This is a genomic window from Bacillus cereus group sp. BfR-BA-01380, assembly GCF_022663535.1.
Lineage (GTDB): Bacteria > Bacillota > Bacilli > Bacillales > Bacillaceae_G > Bacillus_A > Bacillus_A cereus_BB.
The window spans coordinates 1-20,968 of sequence record NZ_JAKUFS010000034.1; the positions used below are offsets into that span (position 1 = coordinate 1).

Sequence of the window (20,968 nt, forward strand, 5' to 3'; positions counted from 1 at the left end):
GCCAATGATGGAAAGCAACCAAATGCCAAACATAATGCCAATGATGGAAAGCAACCAAATGCCAAACATAATGCCAATGATGGAAAGCAACCAAATGCCAAACATAATGCCGATGATGGAGAACAATCAAATGCCACCTTTTGCACCAAGCCCGTATCCGCAACCGATGCCATATCAACAAAATCCATACTACGGCATGCCGCCGATGCAAGGAATGCCGCCGATGCAAGGAATGCCGCCAATGCAAGGAATGCCGCCGATGCAAGGGATGCCGCCGATGCAAGGAATGCCGCCGATGCAAGGAATGCCATCAATGCAAGGAATGCCGCCAATGCAGGGGATGCCGCCAATACAAAGAATGCCACAATATGATATGCAATATAATGCTATGCCAAATCCGGATGTCGCACCTGTAACAATGGATAATAATGCATCGCCAATTGCGCCGGTAGAAGAGGATTGTGGTTGTGATGACGAACCGCAATTGTATAGTCCGCAGCCAGGTATGCCCTATTTTTCACGTGAATTTCATCAGCAAAATCCATATATTCCGCATGCGCTGCAGCCGGGTACAATGTATTATCAACAAAATTCTCCTTTTGTATTTGGAACACCTTATCCAGAAGAAGAGGAAGTTTAAAAAGAGTGTCAGGAAGCCGTTCTTTCATAAAGAACGGTTTTTTTATGAGAATTTGTTTGGAAATCCAGCAAAGATTATATTATAGAGTATCATAAGTGCAAATGAATCCTGCTAAGAAAGGAAATAGCAGAAATGGAACAAAAAATTGAAGAACTTGTTGAGCGGCTACAAACGAAGGTGAAAGGAGCAAATGTAAAAGGCTTTATCCCGCTATTCGTGGGCAGTAATACTCCCACCTCAAAATTCAGCGAAAGCATTGTCCAGTTCCAGTGGCTAGAATGTTCGGTGGCTTCGCTTCTTCCTGCGAGGTAAAAAACACCTCTACGTCAGAAGCTCCATCCCCCTCACATTCTGGACGAGCCACTTCCACATTTCTTTGTTGTCCAGCTCTAGCGGCTAGAATCTCCGGTCGTTTCGCCCCCTCGGACGAGGCAAAAAGCGCCTCTCCGCCCTGTGCGTGGGCGTCCTGCGATTCTGAGCGAGCCGCTTCCGCTTTTCTGAAGAAGTTAGGTGGGAGATAAACTGCCCGTAAAAGCCCGATTGGTGAGGGCTGATAATCAGTGGGGGATGAAGAAACCCCCCACTGATTAAAGTTTCACTTTATTATTGAGCGTCATTTAGCAGCAGAAACTCCGGAATTTTAAGTAAAATACTGACAGTGTAAAAAACTCCTTTGTGACTCATGATAAGAGGGAGCTTTTCGAATGAAAAGTTCATTCTAACAGAGGGGGTTTTTGCATTGAACAAAAAAATTAAAATTATTGCTGCTTCTTTGTTAGTTACCAGTGCATTAGCTGCATGTGGTACGCCTAAAAATAAAAGTGCAATGGATCGTAATGCTACTTATAATTATGAGCGCACATCATATGAGAATGCTTATCCGCATAGAGATAATGTAGCACGTACAGATCGTTACACAGATTATGTCACATACCGTAACAATGTAAGAACTGACGATTATGGGAATGTAAAGTATACAAAAATTAATCAAGACATTCACAATCGTCGTGATAACGTTGGATACAATTATTACCGCGATGTAAATTATCACGGGCAAATGACGAATCCATATCCAACTCGCAATGTTACGATGAATAACACCTATATGAACAATGATGGTAAAGTAGCTGAAGCAGTTACCAACAAAGTAAAAGGTATGGATAATGTAGACCGTGTTTCTACTGTTGTACGTGGCAACGATGTTGTCATTGCGGTAAAAACTCGCAACAATCCAGACGAAAAAGCGCTAGAAAATGATATTCGCAAAGCTGTTGCACCTCTTGTGAACAATCGTAATGTCTATGTAACAGCGAAAGCAGATATGTTTACTCGCGTTGATACAATGAGTACACAGCTACGAAATGGAACAGTTACAAACGATTTAAATCGTGATGTAACAAATATGTTCCGAGACCTTCGTACGAATGTAACTAACGTGGTGCGATAATGGAAAGAAGGGGAGAAGTTATTTCCCCTTCTTTTTATGTATATAATGTATCGCTTTTTTTGTTAGTAAATGTATATCTTCTATGCAGTCTAATTGAAGTTCATCTTCTAATAATTCTGCATTAATTGTACTATAATGTTTTTTTAATTCATATAAATCCGTGATGAGTTGATTCGGCTGAGGGTTTGTTTTTCGTTCATTTAGTCGATGCGCCCAGACAGATTCATCACTGCAAGTACATGAAATAGACGTTAAAATCCCTTTTCGTTGTTCGACCCAAGATTTTAACTTTAGTACATCATCTAAGTGGTTATAACCGAAATCGATAATAACGGTTGCATTGCAAGTAAGAGTGGATTCTAACAATCGGAATAGAATATCAAAGCAAATTTTGTTTCGAATGAAATGATCTGTTATGTGTTCAGCGATAGAGTCATATAGATCGTCTTTATGAATGACCGGTATATGTAGTTGTGCGCCTACAGCATTTGATATTGTTGTTTTACCGGTACTTGCTTTTCCCCTAAATAAGATCACTTGTGTCATCATTCTATATCCTTTCTTTATAAGTGTTCTCCATATTCGACATTTTGTGAAATGATCCTTCTTTTTAGAGACAGCGTTTTTGATTATTATTTTCTTCTTGCTTTCTCTTACCATTAATGTTATATTAACAAAGCGATGAGCTAATTTACGTAAGACGAGAGATATGCTTAAGTGCTAAACACGCGGATGTGGCCGCCTGGTCTCTCGCCGTAAACGCATCAAGACGCCTGCATGACAGGCGTCTTTCTTATTTATATAGAAAATTGTAGCGGAGTAGGCTGAAGAGCCCATTCCGCTTTTTTGTATTCTTAATCTGGTGCACCTAATTCTTTATTGATAAAAAATGATTCTGTACAAATTCATTTTAATGTTTCTCCATACCAATTGCTGCTATGCAGAATAAAACATTGCACTCGTTTTCTTACTTTGTTTCAGGAACAGGCCCTGACCGCTTCTATGCATGGTCAGATGCTCTCGTCCACCTAAAAAGCAGGGGTGTTTTCATTTAGTCCGTTGATGTTGCTTTTCGAGATACCTAACTTCGAATCTTCTAAGGGGCATAAAACTTCTATTTTCGGTCAAACTGTAAATAGAAGTTTTTTATTTTCCCTAAAAGAGGTGACAGCATATGAAGTTCATGATCGTTGCCATGCAAATCGTATTAGCTGCATTTTGTTTGTATCATGAATCGAGTGTAGCATTGGCAGAGAGTTCGGGTAATGCAGCCCAGCAGGAACCTCAAATTACAGTCATGTTGCAGCGTATATATTTAGACGGGGAAGTGAGTCAGGAGATTTTTCGAGAAGAAGTTGTGAATTTAGAAAAGCTTTTAGAGCAATATAAAGATTGGCAACTTGTTGATCGAGATGATGTACAAATTGTATTGCAACAGCGCGTTGATGATATTTCGCCGTTATTAAAAACGAGTGGGTATTTTGGTGTTTCGAAAGAGGGGATTCTCCAAATTTTTAACGGTGTACCGAAAGATGACAATGCCATTCATTCCTTCTTTCAAATTGATATGAAGAAGATGAAGAGTTATCAGCGTGAACAGCTGAAGCGAGGAATTCGAGTGAAGTCAAAAGAGCGGTTTGTGGAAGTTATGAAAGATATGGAACAATATTCTATGATAAATGGAAACAGCCGTAGCGTAAGATAGCTGCGGCTTGTTTCTTATTTTTGTTTTACTAAAATCATTTTTCGAGAGCATCCTGTCAATATGAAAATGAAAAACGGGATGGAGAACATTTGTTGGGGGAATCTCGCATTTCTATCGTTATTTATGTTAAAATGGAATACATGATTTGAGAGGGAGAGATATAGTTTTGTTTGAATATATTACAGGTTATGTGGAATATGTAGGACCGGAATATATTGTTCTTGATCATAACGGAATGGGTTATCAAATTTTTACGCCAAATCCGTATGTATTCCAAAGAAGTAAACAAGAACTTCGTGTATATACATATCATTATGTGAGAGAAGATATAATGGCCCTTTACGGATTTAAAACACGTGAAGAGCGCTTATTATTTACAAAGCTTTTAGGTGTATCGGGGATTGGGCCGAAGGGAGCGCTTGCGATTTTAGCTTCGGGTCAAACGGGGCAGGTTGTACAAGCGATTGAACATGAGGATGAAAAATTCTTAGTGAAGTTCCCTGGCGTCGGAAAGAAAACAGCGCGTCAAATGATTTTAGATTTAAAAGGGAAATTGGCAGATGTTGTGCCTGATGCTTTTGTCGACTTATTCTCAGATGCAGGACGTTTCGATGAGAAGAAAGGAACATCTGCGGAGCTTGATGAAGCGCTGGAAGCACTTAGAGCTCTTGGATATGCAGAGCGAGAAGTGTCTCGCGTCGTGCCAGAATTATTAAAAGAATCACTTACGACGGATCAATATATTAAAAAGGCACTTAGTCTTTTACTAAATGGTAAGAGGTGAGTAAAATGGACGAACGTCTCGTTTCAGGAGAATCCGTATATGAAGATGCGGACTTAGAATATTCGTTAAGACCACAAACGCTCCGTCAATATATTGGCCAAGATAAAGCGAAACATAATTTAGAAGTATTTATCGAGGCGGCGAAAATGCGTGAGGAAACATTAGATCATGTATTATTATATGGACCGCCAGGACTTGGGAAAACGACATTAGCAAACATTATTGCGAATGAAATGGGCGTGAATATTCGTACAACGTCAGGACCAGCAATTGAACGACCAGGTGATTTAGCAGCAGTATTAACAGCACTTCAACCAGGTGATGTTTTATTCATTGATGAAATTCACCGTTTACATCGTTCAATTGAAGAGGTGTTGTATCCAGCGATGGAAGATTTTTGTCTTGATATTGTCATTGGAAAAGGCCCAAGTGCACGCTCAGTTCGGCTCGATTTACCTCCATTTACGTTAATTGGAGCAACAACGCGTGCAGGGGCGTTATCTGCACCGCTTCGAGATCGCTTCGGTGTATTGTCTCGTTTAGAATATTACACAGTTGATCAGTTATCAGCCATTGTAGAACGTACTGCGGAAGTGTTTGAGGTAGAAATTGAATCATTAGCAGCATTAGAGATTGCAAGGCGAGCACGAGGTACGCCTCGTATTGCGAACCGTTTATTGCGCCGTGTACGTGATTTTGCGCAAGTTCGAGGCGATGGAACGATTATGATAGAAATTACGCAAATGGCACTTGAACTACTACAAGTAGATAAGCTTGGACTCGATCATATTGACCATAAATTATTGCTTGGTATTATTGAAAAATTCCGCGGTGGTCCAGTTGGATTAGAAACAGTTTCCGCAACAATTGGAGAAGAATCACATACAATTGAAGATGTGTATGAGCCGTATTTACTACAAATTGGTTTCCTACAAAGAACACCACGGGGCCGTATTGTTACACCGCTTGTATATGAACATTTCGGAATGGAGATGCCACAAGCATGACGGATATGCCAAAGCTGTTCATTACAGTAGGTATTCTTTTTATTGTTGTTGGATTAGCTTGGAAGTTCATAGGTAGGCTTCCAGGCGATATTTTTGTGAAAAAGGGGAATGTTACCTTTTATTTTCCCGTCATTACGTGTATTGTGATAAGTATTGTATTATCTTTTATTATGTACGTAATAAATCGATTTAGATAGAAATAGGTGAACATAAGTTATGGATATTAATCTGTTTGATTTTCATTTACCAGAAGAACTCATTGCACAAATACCGCTTGAAGAGCGTGAAACATCAAGGTTAATGGTGCTAGATCGTGAAACTGGTGAGATTCAGCATAAGCATTTTACTGACATTCTTTCTTATTTACATGAAGGTGATTGCTTAGTTTTAAATGAAACGAAAGTAATGCCTGCTCGTTTGCACGGTGTAAAAGAAGATACAGGTGCACATATTGAAGTGCTTTTATTAAAGCAAGAAGATGGAGATACTTGGGAGACACTTGTTAAACCGGCGAAACGTGTGAAAGAAGGAACGGTAATTTCTTTTGGTGAGGGAAAACTAAAAGCAACATGTGTCGGAACTGGCGATCAAGGTGGGCGTCATTTAGAATTTTCATATGACGGTATTTTCTATGAAATTTTAGATGAGCTTGGTGAAATGCCGCTTCCTCCGTATATTAAAGAAACGCTTGAAGACCGTGACCGTTATCAGACAGTATTTGCTCGTGAAGTTGGTTCAGCAGCAGCGCCAACAGCAGGACTTCATTTTACAGAAGAGTTGTTAGAAGAACTGAAGAAAAAAGGCGTTCATTTAGCATTTATTACGCTTCATGTTGGTCTTGGTACATTTAGACCAGTTTCTGCAGATACAATTGAAGAACATCATATGCATGCGGAATATTATCATATGTCAGCGGAAACAGCAGACCTTCTAAATCGTGTGAAGCAAGAAGGTGGTCGTATTATTACTGTTGGAACAACATCAACGCGTACGCTTGAAACAATTGCAACAGATAATAATGGCAAGATTTGCGCAGCTTCTGGCTGGACTGATATTTTTATGTATCCAGGATACGAATTTAAAGCGATTGATGGTTTAATTACAAACTTCCATTTGCCAAAGTCAACATTAATTATGCTTGTGAGTGCATTTGCAGGAAGAGAAAATGTTCTTCATGCCTACAATGAAGCGGTAAGCGAAAAGTATCGTTTCTTTAGCTTCGGTGATGCGATGTTTGTTGCATCTCACTCTCAAGTAGAGAAGAAATAAAAAGGAGTAAAGATATGACAGCAATACGTTATGAATTAATTAAAACATGTAAACAAACGGGCGCACGTCTAGGACGCGTTCATACACCGCATGGTTCATTTGAAACGCCAATTTTTATGCCAGTTGGAACACTTGCGACTGTAAAAACAATGTCACCAGAAGAGTTAAAAGCGATGGATGCGGGTATTATTTTAAGTAATACGTATCATTTATGGCTTCGTCCTGGTCATGAAATTGTACGTGAGGCAGGCGGCTTGCATAAATTTATGAACTGGGATCGTTCAATTTTAACAGATTCTGGTGGCTTCCAAGTATTTAGTTTAAGTGATTTCCGCCGTATTGAAGAGGAAGGTGTTCATTTCCGTAACCACTTAAATGGGGATAAACTATTCCTATCACCAGAAAAGGCAATGGAAATTCAAAATGCACTTGGTTCTGATATTATGATGGCATTTGATGAGTGTCCGCCGTTTCCGGCAACATTTGAGTATATGAAAAAATCAGTAGAGCGTACGAGCCGTTGGGCAGAACGTTGCTTAAAAGCACATCAGCGCACAGAGGATCAAGGTTTATTTGGTATTGTACAGGGTGGAGAGTTTGAAGAGCTTCGCCGTCAAAGTGCACGCGACCTTGTTTCAATGGATTTCCCGGGTTATGCCGTTGGTGGTTTATCCGTTGGGGAACCGAAAGATATTATGAACCGTGTGCTTGAATTTACAACACCGCTTCTTCCTGATAACAAGCCGCGTTATTTAATGGGTGTTGGATCACCAGACTCTTTAATTGATGGGGCAATCCGCGGTATTGATATGTTCGACTGTGTACTTCCAACTCGTATTGCGCGAAACGGTACGTGTATGACAAGTGAAGGTCGTTTAGTTGTAAAAAATGCAAAATTTGCGAAAGATTTTGGTCCGCTTGATCCAAATTGTGATTGTTATACATGTAAAAACTATTCACGTGCATACATTCGTCACTTAATGAAATGCGATGAGACATTCGGAATTCGTTTAACGTCTTACCACAACCTGCATTTTCTGTTAAACTTAATGGAGCAGGTGAGACAAGCCATTCGTGAAGACCGTCTTGGAGATTTCCGTGACGAGTTCTTTGAACAATATGGCTTCAATAAACCGAATGCTAAAAACTTCTAATACATAATAATTAAGGAGGAATAAAAGATGAATCCAGGTATGATGAATATTATCATGATCGTTGTGATGTTTGCGATTTTCTACTTCTTACTAATTCGTCCGCAACAAAAACGTCAAAAGGCTGTAGCGCAAATGCAAAACGAACTGACAAAAGGCGATGCAATCGTAACAATTGGCGGCTTGCACGGTACAATTGAATCTATAAACGATACAACAATTGTGATTAAATCTGGTGGTTCACACCTTACATTTGATCGAAGCGCAATTCGCGACGTTGTGAAAAGCTAATGAAAAAGCCCTGAAAATACAGGGCTTTTTTTTAATATGTTGTACGCTTACCGATATTGACTCCAAGTATGCCCCCAATTGTACTTGCCGCAATAATGACAAGTTGATATAGAAGCTGTGTATTCGATAACGCCGATGAAAAGCCTAAATAATTTACAAGAAATACGAGAATAGCAAATATGACTCCAGTGGACCCACCGACAAACCATCCTTTTCCTTGTGCTTTTACTCCAGCAACAAATCCAGCGATTACTGTCGATACAATTGCGAGGACAAGAAGTGCGACGGATAAAGTTCCTTCATTTATGTTTGTAAATTTCAATAATAAAGCAATAATGATACTTGCTAGGCAAGCAAAGATAAGCAAGGTAACGATGCCGAATCCAACTGCAATTGATAATTTTTTTGTTCCATCCATAGAGCATCTCTCCTTTCTAATACAAGCATATTTCCTCTTTTGCTAAGTTAGACTAGTTTCTTTTTGGACGGGGAAACTAATATATAGAAATTGCAATGAGAAAGGAAATGAAAGATGGAACTACTTCAAATTGTCTTTCGAACAATTCTTTTATATTGTGTGATGTTAATTATTTTTCGGCTGATGGGAAAACGTGAAATTGGTGAATTAAGTGTTTTAGACTTAGTTGTATTCATTATGCTTGGCGAAATGGCGGTTATTGCAATTGAAAATATGGATAAAGCAATTTGGCATCAACTCGTTCCGATGGTGCTTATTATGGCCATTCAAATTGTGTTATCCCTTGTATCGTTAAAAAGCCAGCGCATTCGTCATATATTAGAAGGAGAGCCGGCTATTATCATACGTGAGGGAAAGATTGATGAGAAGCAAATGCGTAAACAGCGTTACAACATGGATGATTTACTTATGCAATTACGTGAGCAAAGTATTGGTGATATACGCGATGTAGAGTATGCGATTTTAGAGCCATCGGGAAGATTATCAGTATTTGAAAAGAAAAAAAGTAAAAATGACACACCATTATTTTCAGTTCCGCTTATTATTGATGGAGAAATTCAGAAAAAACATTTATACATGATGGAACATACCGACATATGGCTGGAGGATAAGTTGAAGAAATTAGGGCATAAGGATATTGAAAACATTTCATACTGTAGCTTTCAAAATGGCCAATTTTTTGTTGATTTAAAAGATGAGGAAAGATAAGCTCCAAACAGGACTTCATGGAACTATGGCGAATATAAAAGTGCAAAGAAGTCCAATTTGGGGTGAAGGATATGGGAGTCACACTAGAAAAAGCAACAGTTTCTGACGCAGAATTGATTTATGTTATGCAAGTAGAGGCTTTTCTGCCATTATTGGAAAAGTACCAAGATTATAATACGAATCCTGCAAATGAGAAGCTTGATAGAATCATTACAAGAATTAATAATCCGCATGGTGGATTTTATAAAATCATGTACAATAAGAGCGTTGTTGGTGCTATATGTGTAGTGTGGAAAGAAGGGACAACTAAGTTTTGGATCAGTCCTATGTTTATTCTTCCGGAGTATCAAGGAAAAGGAATTGCGCAGAAAGTAATATTGTTAGTAGAAGAGATGTTCCCACAAGCAACGAGTTGGGAATTAGCCACAATTTTAGAGGAAAAACGGAACTGTTACCTGTATGAAAAAATGGGTTTTGTACAGACGGGGGTAAGAAAAAGGTTGAACGAACATACAACGCTTGTTTATTATGAGAGACTGTAATAAATAAAAACAGCCATCGAAATAAATTCGATAGCTGTTTTTATTTTAAAAAAGAAAATTTACGAAGAATAGGGAGCCTTAGTAATTCTTCTTTTCGAATAATGCCAAAAAGGATTAACAAGAATACATATAGTATCGAAGTAGATAGTACTTCCCATAATGTTTGCATGCCAAGTGAAGGAGAGAAGATAATGTGTTTATGTATGTAATAACCTACTCCCCCAGCGATGATAATAGTAAGTAAACCGTACGCATAATCTTTTATATAAATAGTAAATGTAATTTTTTTTAAGACAGTTGCATAGTGAAGTAAAGTAACTGTAACGATATTGGCTGCAATTGCAAGAGCGACGCCCATCATTTGAAACTGTGGTTGTGAGGCCAGGACGAAAATAACAAGTAACTTCACAATTGCTCCCATAAATGTATTCACCATAGCAGCTCGTGCTAAATTTAGAGCTTGTAATACAGACGTGAGTGGTCCTTGAAAATAATGAAATAAAAAGCAAGGTGCGAGCACTTGAATGAAAAGAGTAGCGCTATTGGAACCGTACATAAGCGTTAAAATAGGCGAAGCGAATACATATAAAATAATGACAGACCAACCGCCTGTGATAAGCGAGATGCGCAGCGCTTGCTGTAATCTATGCTCTACTAAACGACGCTGTTTTTTTGCGTTTGCTTCGCTAATAGAAGGAACAAGTGCTGTAGAAAGAGCATATGTAATAAAGGCTGGCAGAGACAAAAGCGGAAAGGCATATCCATTTAAAATACCGTATTGCTGCGTTGCGATAGAGGCTGCAACTCCGGCAATTGCTAAACTTTGCATAACAACAATTGGTTCGAAAAAGTAAGAAATAGATCCGATTAAGCGGCTTCCTGTTGTAGGAAGCGCAATATCCATTAAAGAATAAAAGGTACTTTTACTTTCTTTTACAGTACTTATAAAATGAGAATGAATGGAAAGATGTTTTTCTTTTTGAAACAATGTTAATAGAAATAACAGAGAAGCGATTTCTCCAAGCACAGCTGAGAGCATGGCACCTGCTGCTGCGTATTCCACTCCATATGGTAAGAAAAAGCGAATGCATACAGCAATAATCGTAATGCGAACGACTTGTTCTAGCACTTGTGCATAGGCACTCGGCTTCATGTTTTGTCTCCCTTGGAAATAACCGCGCAGCACAGAGGAAACGGCAATAACAGGCACAACCGGTAAAATAGCGATTAATGGATAGTAGGTTCGTTTATCAGTTAGTAATGTTTCTGCTAATAAAGGAGCAAGAAGCATAATTCCAATTGTTAATAGAATACTAATGACTGAGGTAATGGCCAATGAAACGGTTAATATTTTTTTCACTTGTTGTTTATCATGTGTCGCCTCTGCTTCAGCGATTAGTTTTGCAATGGCAACGGGAAGGCCGATTTGTGTAATGGTAATAGCTAATATAAATGTTGGAACAGCCATCATATATAGCCCAACACCTTCTTCGCCTAAAATACGCGCCATCACAATGCGGTTAATAAAGCCTAATATTTTTGTAATAAAGCCAGCAAACATTAAAATAAAAGCACCTCGTAAAAAGGTTTGTTTCGTCATCGTTTTCTCCTACCTTCTCAAAATCAGTGGAATGATTTACAATAATTTATATGCATGAATAAGATAAGCATGACAAGCTTTTGAAATGAGGAATGTATAATCAGAAGGAGATGAGATAGAAGTGGCTGAGAAAGAGGGATTAATAGAAGTGTACCGTGAACAATTACAAATCGTTTTGGACAGTAAAGTGGAAGAGTTTCAAATGCTCGGCTATGATCGTGTTACACTAGAAGATGTATGGAAATGTTTAAAGGATAGAAAGTGGAAAAGAGTAGGAGCCAATGTCAGATTGCATGAGCTTGTAAATGATGTGTTAACATTAACAGCTAACGATTACATGACATATTTAACGATGAAGGCGTATCAAGCACCGCTTTGGTCGTTTGAAGAGTATGAAAATAAATAATAAGGTTGTAATTGGTTTGTTCTTCCTCTTGCAGTATAATAATGAGTATTGATAAAGAGGTAATTTTGGAACAAGCGTGTTTGTTCAAAGGAGGAACAAGAAACATATGGCAAAGCGAAGCAGTAGAATCGTTGCCTTTTTCCTCGTTGTGTTATTAATTGGAGGAATCATTGGAGCAACGACAAAAAACATTACAAAAGGAATTAACCTCGGGCTTGATCTTCGAGGTGGCTTTGAAATTTTATATGAAGTAAAGCCAGCGAAAAAAGGGGATAAAGTTACCAGGGATACACTTTTGAGTACGGTTGGTGCACTTGAAAAACGTGTAAACGTTCTTGGAGTAAGCGAACCGAACATCCAAATTGAAGGAAATGATCGCATTCGTGTGCAGCTTGCTGGCATCAAAGATCAACAGCAAGCGCGAGATGTATTATCAACTCAAGCGAAATTAACGTTCCGTGATGTGAATGATAACATTCTAATGGACGGTGCGGATTTAGCAACGGATGGTGCAAAGCAAACATTTGATGAGCAAGGCCGACCAAGTGTTAGCTTAAAATTAAAGAGTGCTGATAAATTCCGTCAAGTGACTGAGAAAATATTAAGCATGAAGCCGAACAATTTAATGGTAATTTGGCTTGATTTTGAAGAAGGAAAAGATTCTTATAAGGCAGAAGCAGCAAAGCCAAAACCGAAATATTTATCAGCAGCTACTGTGAATCAAGTATTTAATCAAGCGGAAGTATCTATTGTTGGTGGGAACTTTACAGTAGAGAGCGCAAAACAACTTTCAGAGTTGTTAAATGCCGGAGCTCTTCCTGTTGATTTAAAAGAAATATACTCTACTTCTGTTGGAGCGAAATTTGGTGAGCAAGCGCTGCAAAAAACAATTTTTGCTAGTGCAATCGGTATAGCTCTTATTTTCTTATTTATGCTTGCGTTCTATCGTCTACCTGGTCTTGTAGCGGTAATTATGCTTGGTTTATATATTTACATAACGTTACTTGTATTTAACTGGATGCATGCAGTTCTTACATTGCCGGGTATAGCAGCGCTCGTGCTCGGAGTCGGAATTGCGGTTGATGCCAACGTTATTACGTATGAAAGGCTGAAAGAAGAATTGCGCATCGGAAAATCGATGTTATCAGCATATCGTGCAGGGAATCAGCGTTCGTTATCAACCATTTTAGATGCGAATGTTACAACACTTGCGGCAGCGGCTGTCTTATTTGCATATGGTAATAGCTCTGTTAAAGGATTTGCGACAAGTTTAATTGTAAGTATTTTAGTCGGCTTCATTACCAATGTATATGGTACACGTTTCTTACTGAGTTTACTTGTGAAGAGCCGTTACTTTGATAAAAAATATGCTTACTTTGGTGTAAAACCGAAGGAAGTTATTCCATTAACAAAAGGTGTAGAACATGCACCGACGAAATTTGACCGTATTAACTTTGTTAGTATCGGACATAAATTTTTCTGGTTTTCTGTTGTTGTGATGATTGCAGGGGCAATCATTTTACCGATTTTCAAATTGAATCTAGGTATTGATTTTGCAAGTGGTACGCGCATGGATATTAAAACAAATCAAGCGGTAACAGTATCACAAGTACAAAAAGAATTGCATGATTTGAAAGTAGATGTGAAGCCAGAAGATATCGTACCAACAGGTAATGATAATAAAGGATTTGCCGTTCGTACAATTGGTGTGCTATCAAAGGATGATATTTCGAAAGTAAAAACAGTCTTCCACGATAAATATGGTACAGAGCCAAATGTAAGTACAGTTTCCCCGACAATCGGGAAAGAAATTGCACGAAATGCGTTTATTGCTGTACTGATTGCATCAGCTGTTATCGTTTTATATGTGAGCATTCGTTTCCGCTTCACATATGCAATATCAGCAGTATTAGCACTTCTGCACGATGCATTCTTCATTATCGTTGTGTTCAGCTTACTTCACTTAGAAGTCGATCTAACGTTTATCGCAGCGGTGTTAACAATTATTGGTTATTCTATTAACGATTCGATTGTTACGTTTGACCGAAATCGTGAGTTGTACAAACAGAAACAAAAAATTCGCACGTTAAGCGATTTAGAAGAGATTGTGAATGCGAGTATTCGCCAAACAATCGGTCGTTCTATTAATACAGTTATGACAGTATTACTGCCTGTTATTACATTATTAATTTTGGGTAGTGAGTCATTGCGTAACTTCTCAATTGCATTATTTGTCGGTTTAATTGTTGGTACTTACTCTTCTGTTTTCGTTGCATCCCAAATTTGGCTGATGCTTGAAAACCGCCGTTTGAAAAAAGGGAAGGGTCAGAAGAAAGTAGAAGTAAATACATCTGAACCGCAAGTATAAGAAAAAATTACTTGCATTTGAACGAAAAGAGATGCCTCTTTGTAGGCATTTCTTTTTTTGTTCTGGGATAGAATAAAGTGAAGGTTAGTGCGGGATAAAGTGAAACTTCCGTCAGTGGGGGGCTTCATCCCCCCACTGATGGTTAGTTGAACCAATCGGGCTTTTACGGACAGTTATCCCCCACCTATCTTCTTCGTTTTTTTGCGGAATTTTGAGGTGGGGGTCTTACTGTCCACAAATAGCGGGATAAAGTGTACGTTGATGAAAGAAAGGGTTTCGATTATGGAAAAAGATGAACGTTTTAAAGAAGCGGAATTTGGAGCGATTATTGGAATTATCGGCAATATTGTGCTTGCGATTGTTAAAGCAGTCATTGGATATATTGGAAATAGTAAGGCGCTTATGGCGGATGCAGTTCATTCTGGTTCGGATGTTATCGGTTCATTAGCAGTCTTCTTTGGACTGCGTGCAGCAAAGCAACCGCCTGATGAGGATCATCCGTATGGACACGGAAAAGCAGAATCTATTTCTGCAATTATTGTAGCCGTTCTTCTGTTTATTGTCGGCATTGAAATTATTATTTCTTCTGTTAAAGCCTTTACACAAGTTCTCGAGCCTCCGCGCTGGATTACTGTGATTGCTGTACTTCTTTCGATTGTTGTGAAAGAAGGGATGTTTCGTTATAAATATCAGTTAGGAAAAAGGATAAATAGTGATGCGATTATTGCAAACGCGTATGAGCATCGTTCGGATGTGTTTTCATCAATTGCCGCTTTAATTGGTATTGGGGCAGCAATTATAGGGAATAAATTGGGGATGGAGTGGCTTGTATATGCCGATCCAGTTGCTGGTTTATTTGTATCTTTACTCGTTATAAAAATGGCTTGGGATATCGGAAAAGAAGCAATTCATACAACGCTGGATCATGTGCTTCATGAGGAAGATATTATTCCGATGCGAGAAGCGGTTATGCAAGTGGAAGGAATCAAGAAAATAGGCTCGCTATATGCAAGAGAGCATGGACATTATGTCATCGTTGATATTAAAGTGTCTGTTGATCCGTACATTACGGTAGAAGAAGGACATCGCATTGGCAAACGTGTGAAAGAGGTGCTCATGCAGCAAGATCATGTGCAAAATGTCTTTGTCCACATTAATCCATATTCTCCTGATTAATATAGGAGAGGGTTACTTAAAAGAGTCTAATTGGTTAATCAAACCTCATTGTCACCCCTTAGTCTGTCTAGTATAATAGACAGGTTAAGGGGTGATTTCATGTTACAACCGAAGACGCGTTGGAAAGAAACGGATAATAATGTGGAGCTTGTAGAACAATTGGCAAATAAACTTCAATTGTCATCTCTTGTTACTTCGTTATTACTAAATAGAGGTTTAAATACAGAAGAAAAGATTGTGGATTTTTTAAGTACAGAGCAGCAAGAATTTCACGATCCTTTTTTACTTGAAGGTATGGATCGTACTGCACTGCGCATTCAGCAAGCGATTCAAAACGGTGAACAAATTTTAATTTTCGGTGACTATGATGCGGACGGTGTTAGTAGTACAACCGTTTTATTTCTAGCATTGCAAGAACTCGGAGCGGATGTAGAGTTTTATATTCCGAACCGATTTACAGAAGGTTATGGACCGAATGAAGAAGCGTTTCGTTGGGCGCACCGCGCTGGTTTCTCGCTTATTATTACGGTTGATACAGGGATTGCAGCTGTTCATGAGGCACAGGTTGCGAAGGAGCTCGGCATTGATTTAATTATTACCGACCATCATGAGCCGCCGCCAGAATTGCCGGAAGCTTTGGCTATCATTCATCCGAAGTTAGAGGATGGCGTATATCCATTTCACTATTTAGCAGGTGTTGGTGTTGCGTTTAAAGTTGCTCATGCATTGCTTGGGAGTGTACCGGAGCATTTATTGGAAATTGCTGTTATTGGGACAGTAGCCGATTTAGTGCCTCTTAATGGTGAAAACCGTCTGCTTGTGCAGCGTGGATTGAAAAAAATGCGAACAACGCAGCGAGTGGGATTACAGGCGCTGTTTAAAGTTGCTAATATTTCGCAAGGTGAAATTACAGAAGAAAGTGTTGGATTTGCAATTGGACCACGCATTAACGCGGTTGGGCGATTAGAAGATGCAGCGCCGGCTGTTCATTTATTATTATCAGAAGACGTAGAAGAAGCAAAAGAACTCGCACAAGAAATTGATGAACTAAACAAGTTGCGAAAAGATATTGTAAAGCAAATTACAGAAGAAGCGATTGCAGAAGTAGAAGCGCATTATCCACCAGAAGAGAATACAGTATTAGTTTTGGCAAAAGAAGGGTGGAATCCTGGCGTAATTGGGATTGTTGCTTCGAAGCTCGTAGATCGCTTTTACCGTCCGACAATTGTGCTAAGTATTGATCCTGAAAAAGGAACGGCAAAAGGATCAGCTCGTAGTATTGAAGGGTTTGATTTGTACGCAAATTTATCAGATTGCCGTGATATTTTACCGCATTTTGGCGGGCATCCAATGGCTGCTGGTATGACTCTTAGTATGGAGGATGTCGATGAACTGCGCCGCCGTTTACATGAGCAAGCTGCTGCATTGCTATCAGATGAGGATTTTATCCCGGTCACTTCGGTAGATGTAGTGTGTAAAGTGGAAGATGTCACGCTGGCTGCAATAGAAGAAATGCAAAAGCTTGCGCCGTTCGGTGTTGGGAATCCAAAACCGCGCATCGCTGTAAAAGATGCAAGTCTTGAAAGTATTCGCGCCATTGGTGCCGATGGCTCACATTTGAAAATGACACTTCGTGATGGACAAGCAACATTAGATAGCATTGGCTTTGGCTTTGGGGCATTTGCAAAAGAAATTTCTCCTGTTGCGCACGTATCGATTGTCGGGGAAGCTTCTATTAATGAATGGAATAATTTTCGTAAACCGCAAATTATGGTTCAAGACATTGCTGTAGAAGCTTGGCAATTATTTGATTGGCGCAGTATGCGTAATGTAGAAACGAATTTAGCTGATCTTTCAAGTGATAAACTGACAATCGTGTATTTTAAGGAAGAAGCACTGCAAAAGTTTTCGTTAGAAGCATATAAAGATTATGTTGTACACGCTAAAGATGTAACAACATTAGAAGATCGTTACGTTGTTGTTCTTGATTTACCAGATGCGACAGAGGATTTAAAACACATATGTGAAAAAGGATTCCCGGCCCGCATTTATACTGTTTTTTATCAAGAAAACAATCATTTATTTAGTACGGTTCCAACGAGAGAACACTTTAAATGGTACTATTCATTCCTGCACCAAAAAGCACCATTTTCACTTCGTCAATACGGTGAGCAGCTTTGCCGTCATAAAGGATGGTCAAAAGATACAGTAAATTTCATGACACAGGTGTTTTTTGAGTTAGAATTTGTTACAATAAAAGACGGTGTCATTTTGATGGCAGAAGAAAAGAAAAAGCGCGATTTAACGGAATCAAACACGTATCGTGAGAAAATAAACCAATTACAATTAGAAAAGGAACTGGTTTATAGCACATATCAGCAGTTATATGCATGGTTTGAAACGATTCGTAATCATAAAGAAGTAGAACAGTTAGGATAAAGGGCTTGTATTTACAACTCTTTTATATTCGAGGAGGATTCATAAATATGGATTTCAAGCAACATATTGCAATCGTACCAGATTATCCGAAAGAAGGTATTGTCTTTAAAGACATCACACCTTTAATGAACGATGGAAAAGCGTATAAAGCAGCAACAGATGAAATCGTTGCGTATGCAAAAGAAAGAAATATCGACCTTGTAGTAGGACCAGAAGCACGTGGTTTTATTATCGGATGTCCAGTTTCTTACGCATTAGAAGTAGGCTTTGCACCAGTTCGTAAATTAGGTAAATTACCGCGCGAAGTAATCAAAGTAGATTACGGTAAAGAGTATGGTAAAGATGTGTTAACAATTCATAAAGATGCAATCAAACCAGGTCAACGCGTATTAATTACAGATGACTTATTAGCTACAGGCGGAACAATTGAAGCGACAATTAAGCTAGTAGAAGAACTTGGCGGTGTTGTGGCAGGTATCGCGTTTTTAGTAGAGCTTACTTACTTAGATGGCCGTAAAGTGCTAGATGGCTATGACGTATTAGTATTAGAACAATATTAATTGTAAACAGGGCGACATGTGGAGTACCCGTGAATCTCTTTGAGAGGATCGGGTATTTTTATATATGTATCGAAAAAAGTAAAGTGAAATGTCTATAAAATCTTTTCCTTTTCACAATTCACAATCATTACGTTATAATGGTAAGATAAAAATTATTCTAATTGGCAAGGAAAAAGATTATGAATCTTCAATAAAAGGTGATTAGATGGCGAATGAACAAGTACTAACAGCTGAGCAGGTACTGGAGAAAGCAGGGCAATATTTACACGATGATGATCTCGATCTTGTTGCGCGCGCTTATGAATTTGCACGTGCAGCGCATAGCGAGCAATACCGAAAATCAGGCGAACCATATATTATCCATCCTATTCAAGTAGCAGGAATTTTAGTGGACTTACACATGGATCCATCTACTGTATCTGCGGGTTTTTTACATGATGTAGTAGAAGATACAGATGTAACATTAGAAGATATTGAACGTGAATTTACAAAAGAGATTGCGATGCTTGTAGATGGTGTAACGAAGCTCGGGAAAATTAAATACAAATCTCATGAACAGCAGCAGGCAGAAAATCATCGAAAAATGTTTATCGCAATGGCGCAAGATATTCGTGTTATTTTAATTAAGCTTGCAGACCGCCTTCACAATATGCGAACATTGAAACATTTACCACAAGAAAAACAACGCCGCATTGCAAATGAAACATTAGAAATTTTTGCACCATTAGCACACAGGCTCGGAATTAATACAATTAAGTGGGAATTAGAAGATACAGCGCTTCGTTATTTAAATCCGCAGCAATATTATCGTATTGTCAACTTAATGAAACGTAAGCGTGCAGAACGTGAAGAATATTTAGATGAAGTTATGACAGAGATTCGTGAAAAATTAAGAGAAGTCGCGATTCAACCAGAGATTTCAGGTCGTCCAAAGCATATTTATAGCATTTACCGAAAAATGGCGATGCAAAATAAACAATTCAATGAAATTTACGATTTGTTAGCTGTTCGTGTTGTCGTAAATAGTATTAAAGATTGCTATGCCGTTCTAGGTATTATTCATACGTGCTGGAAGCCAATGCCGGGCCGTTTTAAAGATTATATCGCAATGCCAAAAGCGAACTTATATCAGTCGCTGCATACGACAGTAATTGGACCGAAAGGCGATCCGCTTGAAGTGCAAATTCGGACGAAAGAAATGCATGAAATTGCTGAATTCGGAATTGCGGCCCACTGGGCATATAAAGAAGGAAAAACGGCTGAAACAACAGGTACGCTTGAGAAAAAACTAACATGGTTCCGTCAGATTTTAGAATGGCAAAATGAAGCCTCGAATGCAGAAGAATTTATGGAATCATTAAAAATTGATTTATTCTCTGATATGGTGTTTGTCTTTACACCAAAAGGAGATGTCATGGAATTGCCGCTTGGCTCTGTACCGATTGACTTTGCTTACCGCGTTCACTCTGAAATCGGGAATAAAACGATTGGCGCAAAAGTAAACGGTAAAATGGTCACTCTAGATTATAAGTTAAAAACAGGTGACATCATTGAAATTTTAACATCTAAACATTCATATGGTCCGAGTCAGGACTGGGTGAAATTAGCGCAAACATCGCATGCGAAAAATAAAATTCGTCAATTTTTCAAAAAGCAGCGCCGTGATGAGAATATTGAAAAAGGCCGCGAGCTTGTTGAAAAAGAGGTGCGAGGCCTTGAGTATGAAATGAAAGAAGTGTTAGCACCTGATAATTTAAAGCGCGTTGCTGAGAAGTTTAATTTTGCAAACGAAGAAGATATGTTTGCAGCTGTTGGGTATAACGGCATTACTGCATCGCAAATTGTCACACGTCTAACAGATAAATTCCGTAAGCAACGTGAAGAAGATTTAACAGAAGTAAAAGAAGTTCGAAAACCAATGAAAATTCGTAAGTGGGATTCTGGTGTAAAAGTAAGCGGTGCAGATAATTTACTTATCCGTTTATCGAAGTGCTGTAATCCAGTTCCAGGCGACGATATTATTGGCTATATTACGAAGGGCCGCGGTGTATCCATTCATCGTACTGACTGTGTAAATGTTCATACAGAAGAAGCACAAGTTAGGTTGTTAGAAGTAGAGTGGGAAGGCAGCCCAGAAAAAGAAATTGAATACAATGTTGACATTGAAATTTCAGGATATGACCGCCGTGGTTTACTAAATGAAGTACTGCAAGCTGTAACAGAGACGAAAACATACATTTCCGCTGTTTCAGGAAGAAGCGACCGCAACAAAATGGCGACGATTCATATGTCTATTTCGATTCGTAACTTACATCATTTGAAAAAGGTTGTCGAGCGTATTAAACGAGTTCCAGAAATTTATGCGGTGCGCCGCATGATGCATTAATAAGGAGTGAA

At 38.8% G+C, this 20,968-nt stretch carries 20 protein-coding genes and 1 pseudogene; 18 read left to right on the forward strand and 3 right to left on the reverse strand.

Going from position 1 to position 20,968, the window contains the following annotated elements; translation table 11 throughout:
* The 3 genes and pseudogenes from MR076_RS22550 to MR076_RS22560 all read left to right on the forward strand — a co-directional run.
* Nucleotides 1-640, forward strand: a pseudogene (locus tag MR076_RS22550) (hypothetical protein); the annotation flags it as partial.
* Nucleotides 641-772: 132 nt separating this feature from the next.
* Entirely contained in the window at nt 773-952 is a 180-nt protein-coding gene (locus MR076_RS22555; RefSeq protein ID WP_242224333.1) for a hypothetical protein, read from the forward strand.
* Nucleotides 953-1,379: 427 nt separating this feature from the next.
* Nucleotides 1,380-2,087, forward strand: a complete 708-nt coding sequence (locus tag MR076_RS22560; protein ID WP_242224334.1) for a YhcN/YlaJ family sporulation lipoprotein — start codon at nt 1,380-1,382, stop codon at nt 2,085-2,087.
* Nucleotides 2,088-2,105: 18 nt separating this feature from the next.
* Here the strand turns inward: MR076_RS22560 and MR076_RS22565 are convergent, their stop codons facing one another.
* Nucleotides 2,106-2,633, reverse strand: coding sequence for a P-loop nucleotide/nucleoside kinase family protein (locus MR076_RS22565; protein WP_242224336.1), 528 nt, complete (start codon nt 2,631-2,633; stop codon nt 2,106-2,108).
* A gap of 628 nt (nt 2,634-3,261) precedes the next feature.
* Here MR076_RS22565 and MR076_RS22570 point away from each other — a divergent pair.
* The 7 genes from MR076_RS22570 (at nt 3,262) to yajC (ending at nt 8,294) form a co-directional block, all read left to right on the forward strand.
* Nucleotides 3,262-3,792: a BofC C-terminal domain-containing protein gene (locus MR076_RS22570; protein WP_242224337.1), complete on the forward strand. Its 531-nt coding sequence runs from the start codon at nt 3,262-3,264 to the stop codon at nt 3,790-3,792.
* Nucleotides 3,793-3,958: 166 nt separating this feature from the next.
* Nucleotides 3,959-4,576 (forward strand): Holliday junction DNA helicase RuvA, encoded by a 618-nt coding sequence (gene ruvA / locus MR076_RS22575; protein ID WP_242224339.1) that lies wholly within the window; start codon nt 3,959-3,961, stop codon nt 4,574-4,576.
* Nucleotides 4,577-4,581: 5 nt separating this feature from the next.
* A complete protein-coding gene (gene ruvB / locus MR076_RS22580; RefSeq protein WP_242224342.1) occupies nt 4,582-5,583 on the forward strand; it encodes a Holliday junction branch migration DNA helicase RuvB in 1,002 nt (333 codons plus the stop codon).
* The gene (locus MR076_RS22585) at nt 5,580-5,780 is read left to right on the forward strand and encodes a DUF2905 domain-containing protein (protein ID WP_242224344.1); all 201 of its coding nucleotides are present in this window, start codon (nt 5,580-5,582) and stop codon (nt 5,778-5,780) included. The genes ruvB and MR076_RS22585 overlap by 4 nt, the downstream gene beginning before the upstream one ends.
* 19 nt (nt 5,781-5,799) lie before the next feature.
* On the forward strand, nt 5,800-6,852 hold the full coding sequence (gene queA, locus MR076_RS22590) for a tRNA preQ1(34) S-adenosylmethionine ribosyltransferase-isomerase QueA (RefSeq protein WP_242224346.1): 1,053 nt from the start codon (nt 5,800-5,802) through the stop codon (nt 6,850-6,852).
* 14 nt (nt 6,853-6,866) lie between these two features.
* Nucleotides 6,867-8,006: a tRNA guanosine(34) transglycosylase Tgt gene (gene tgt, locus MR076_RS22595; protein WP_242224348.1), complete on the forward strand. Its 1,140-nt coding sequence runs from the start codon at nt 6,867-6,869 to the stop codon at nt 8,004-8,006.
* A gap of 27 nt (nt 8,007-8,033) precedes the next feature.
* Nucleotides 8,034-8,294, forward strand: a complete 261-nt coding sequence (gene yajC / locus MR076_RS22600) for a preprotein translocase subunit YajC (protein WP_242224350.1) — start codon at nt 8,034-8,036, stop codon at nt 8,292-8,294.
* Between the two features lie 31 nt (nt 8,295-8,325).
* Here yajC and MR076_RS22605 read toward each other — a convergent pair whose 3' ends face one another.
* Nucleotides 8,326-8,712, reverse strand: a complete 387-nt coding sequence (locus MR076_RS22605) for a TIGR04086 family membrane protein (RefSeq protein WP_242224352.1) — start codon at nt 8,710-8,712, stop codon at nt 8,326-8,328.
* A 114-nt stretch (nt 8,713-8,826) separates the two neighbouring features.
* On the opposite strand from MR076_RS22605, the gene MR076_RS22610 reads away from it, so the two are divergent.
* Together MR076_RS22610 and MR076_RS22615 are read left to right on the forward strand one after the other, a co-directional pair.
* Nucleotides 8,827-9,480: a DUF421 domain-containing protein gene (locus MR076_RS22610; RefSeq protein ID WP_242224354.1), complete on the forward strand. Its 654-nt coding sequence runs from the start codon at nt 8,827-8,829 to the stop codon at nt 9,478-9,480.
* Nucleotides 9,481-9,551: 71 nt separating this feature from the next.
* Complete coding sequence (locus MR076_RS22615; RefSeq protein ID WP_242224357.1) at nt 9,552-10,022, forward strand: GNAT family N-acetyltransferase; 471 nt, start codon at nt 9,552-9,554, stop codon at nt 10,020-10,022.
* Between the two features lie 40 nt (nt 10,023-10,062).
* Here MR076_RS22615 and spoVB read toward each other — a convergent pair whose 3' ends face one another.
* Complete coding sequence (spoVB, locus tag MR076_RS22620; RefSeq protein WP_242224359.1) at nt 10,063-11,622, reverse strand: stage V sporulation protein B; 1,560 nt, start codon at nt 11,620-11,622, stop codon at nt 10,063-10,065.
* Between the two features lie 121 nt (nt 11,623-11,743).
* On the opposite strand from spoVB, the gene MR076_RS22625 reads away from it, so the two are divergent.
* The 6 genes from MR076_RS22625 (at nt 11,744) to relA (ending at nt 20,957) form a co-directional block, all read left to right on the forward strand.
* On the forward strand, nt 11,744-12,028 hold the full coding sequence (locus tag MR076_RS22625) for a post-transcriptional regulator (RefSeq protein WP_242224368.1): 285 nt from the start codon (nt 11,744-11,746) through the stop codon (nt 12,026-12,028).
* Nucleotides 12,029-12,134: 106 nt separating this feature from the next.
* On the forward strand, nt 12,135-14,396 hold the full coding sequence (gene secDF, locus MR076_RS22630; protein ID WP_242224370.1) for a protein translocase subunit SecDF: 2,262 nt from the start codon (nt 12,135-12,137) through the stop codon (nt 14,394-14,396).
* Nucleotides 14,397-14,678: 282 nt separating this feature from the next.
* Complete coding sequence (locus MR076_RS22635; RefSeq protein WP_242224371.1) at nt 14,679-15,572, forward strand: cation diffusion facilitator family transporter; 894 nt, start codon at nt 14,679-14,681, stop codon at nt 15,570-15,572.
* 99 nt (nt 15,573-15,671) lie between these two features.
* Complete coding sequence (recJ, locus tag MR076_RS22640; protein WP_242224373.1) at nt 15,672-18,011, forward strand: single-stranded-DNA-specific exonuclease RecJ; 2,340 nt, start codon at nt 15,672-15,674, stop codon at nt 18,009-18,011.
* Between the two features lie 47 nt (nt 18,012-18,058).
* Nucleotides 18,059-18,571, forward strand: coding sequence for an adenine phosphoribosyltransferase (locus tag MR076_RS22645; protein WP_097897034.1), 513 nt, complete (start codon nt 18,059-18,061; stop codon nt 18,569-18,571).
* Between the two features lie 205 nt (nt 18,572-18,776).
* Nucleotides 18,777-20,957: a GTP diphosphokinase gene (gene relA, locus MR076_RS22650; RefSeq protein ID WP_242224383.1), complete on the forward strand. Its 2,181-nt coding sequence runs from the start codon at nt 18,777-18,779 to the stop codon at nt 20,955-20,957.
* Nucleotides 20,958-20,968: the final 11 nt, after the last annotated feature.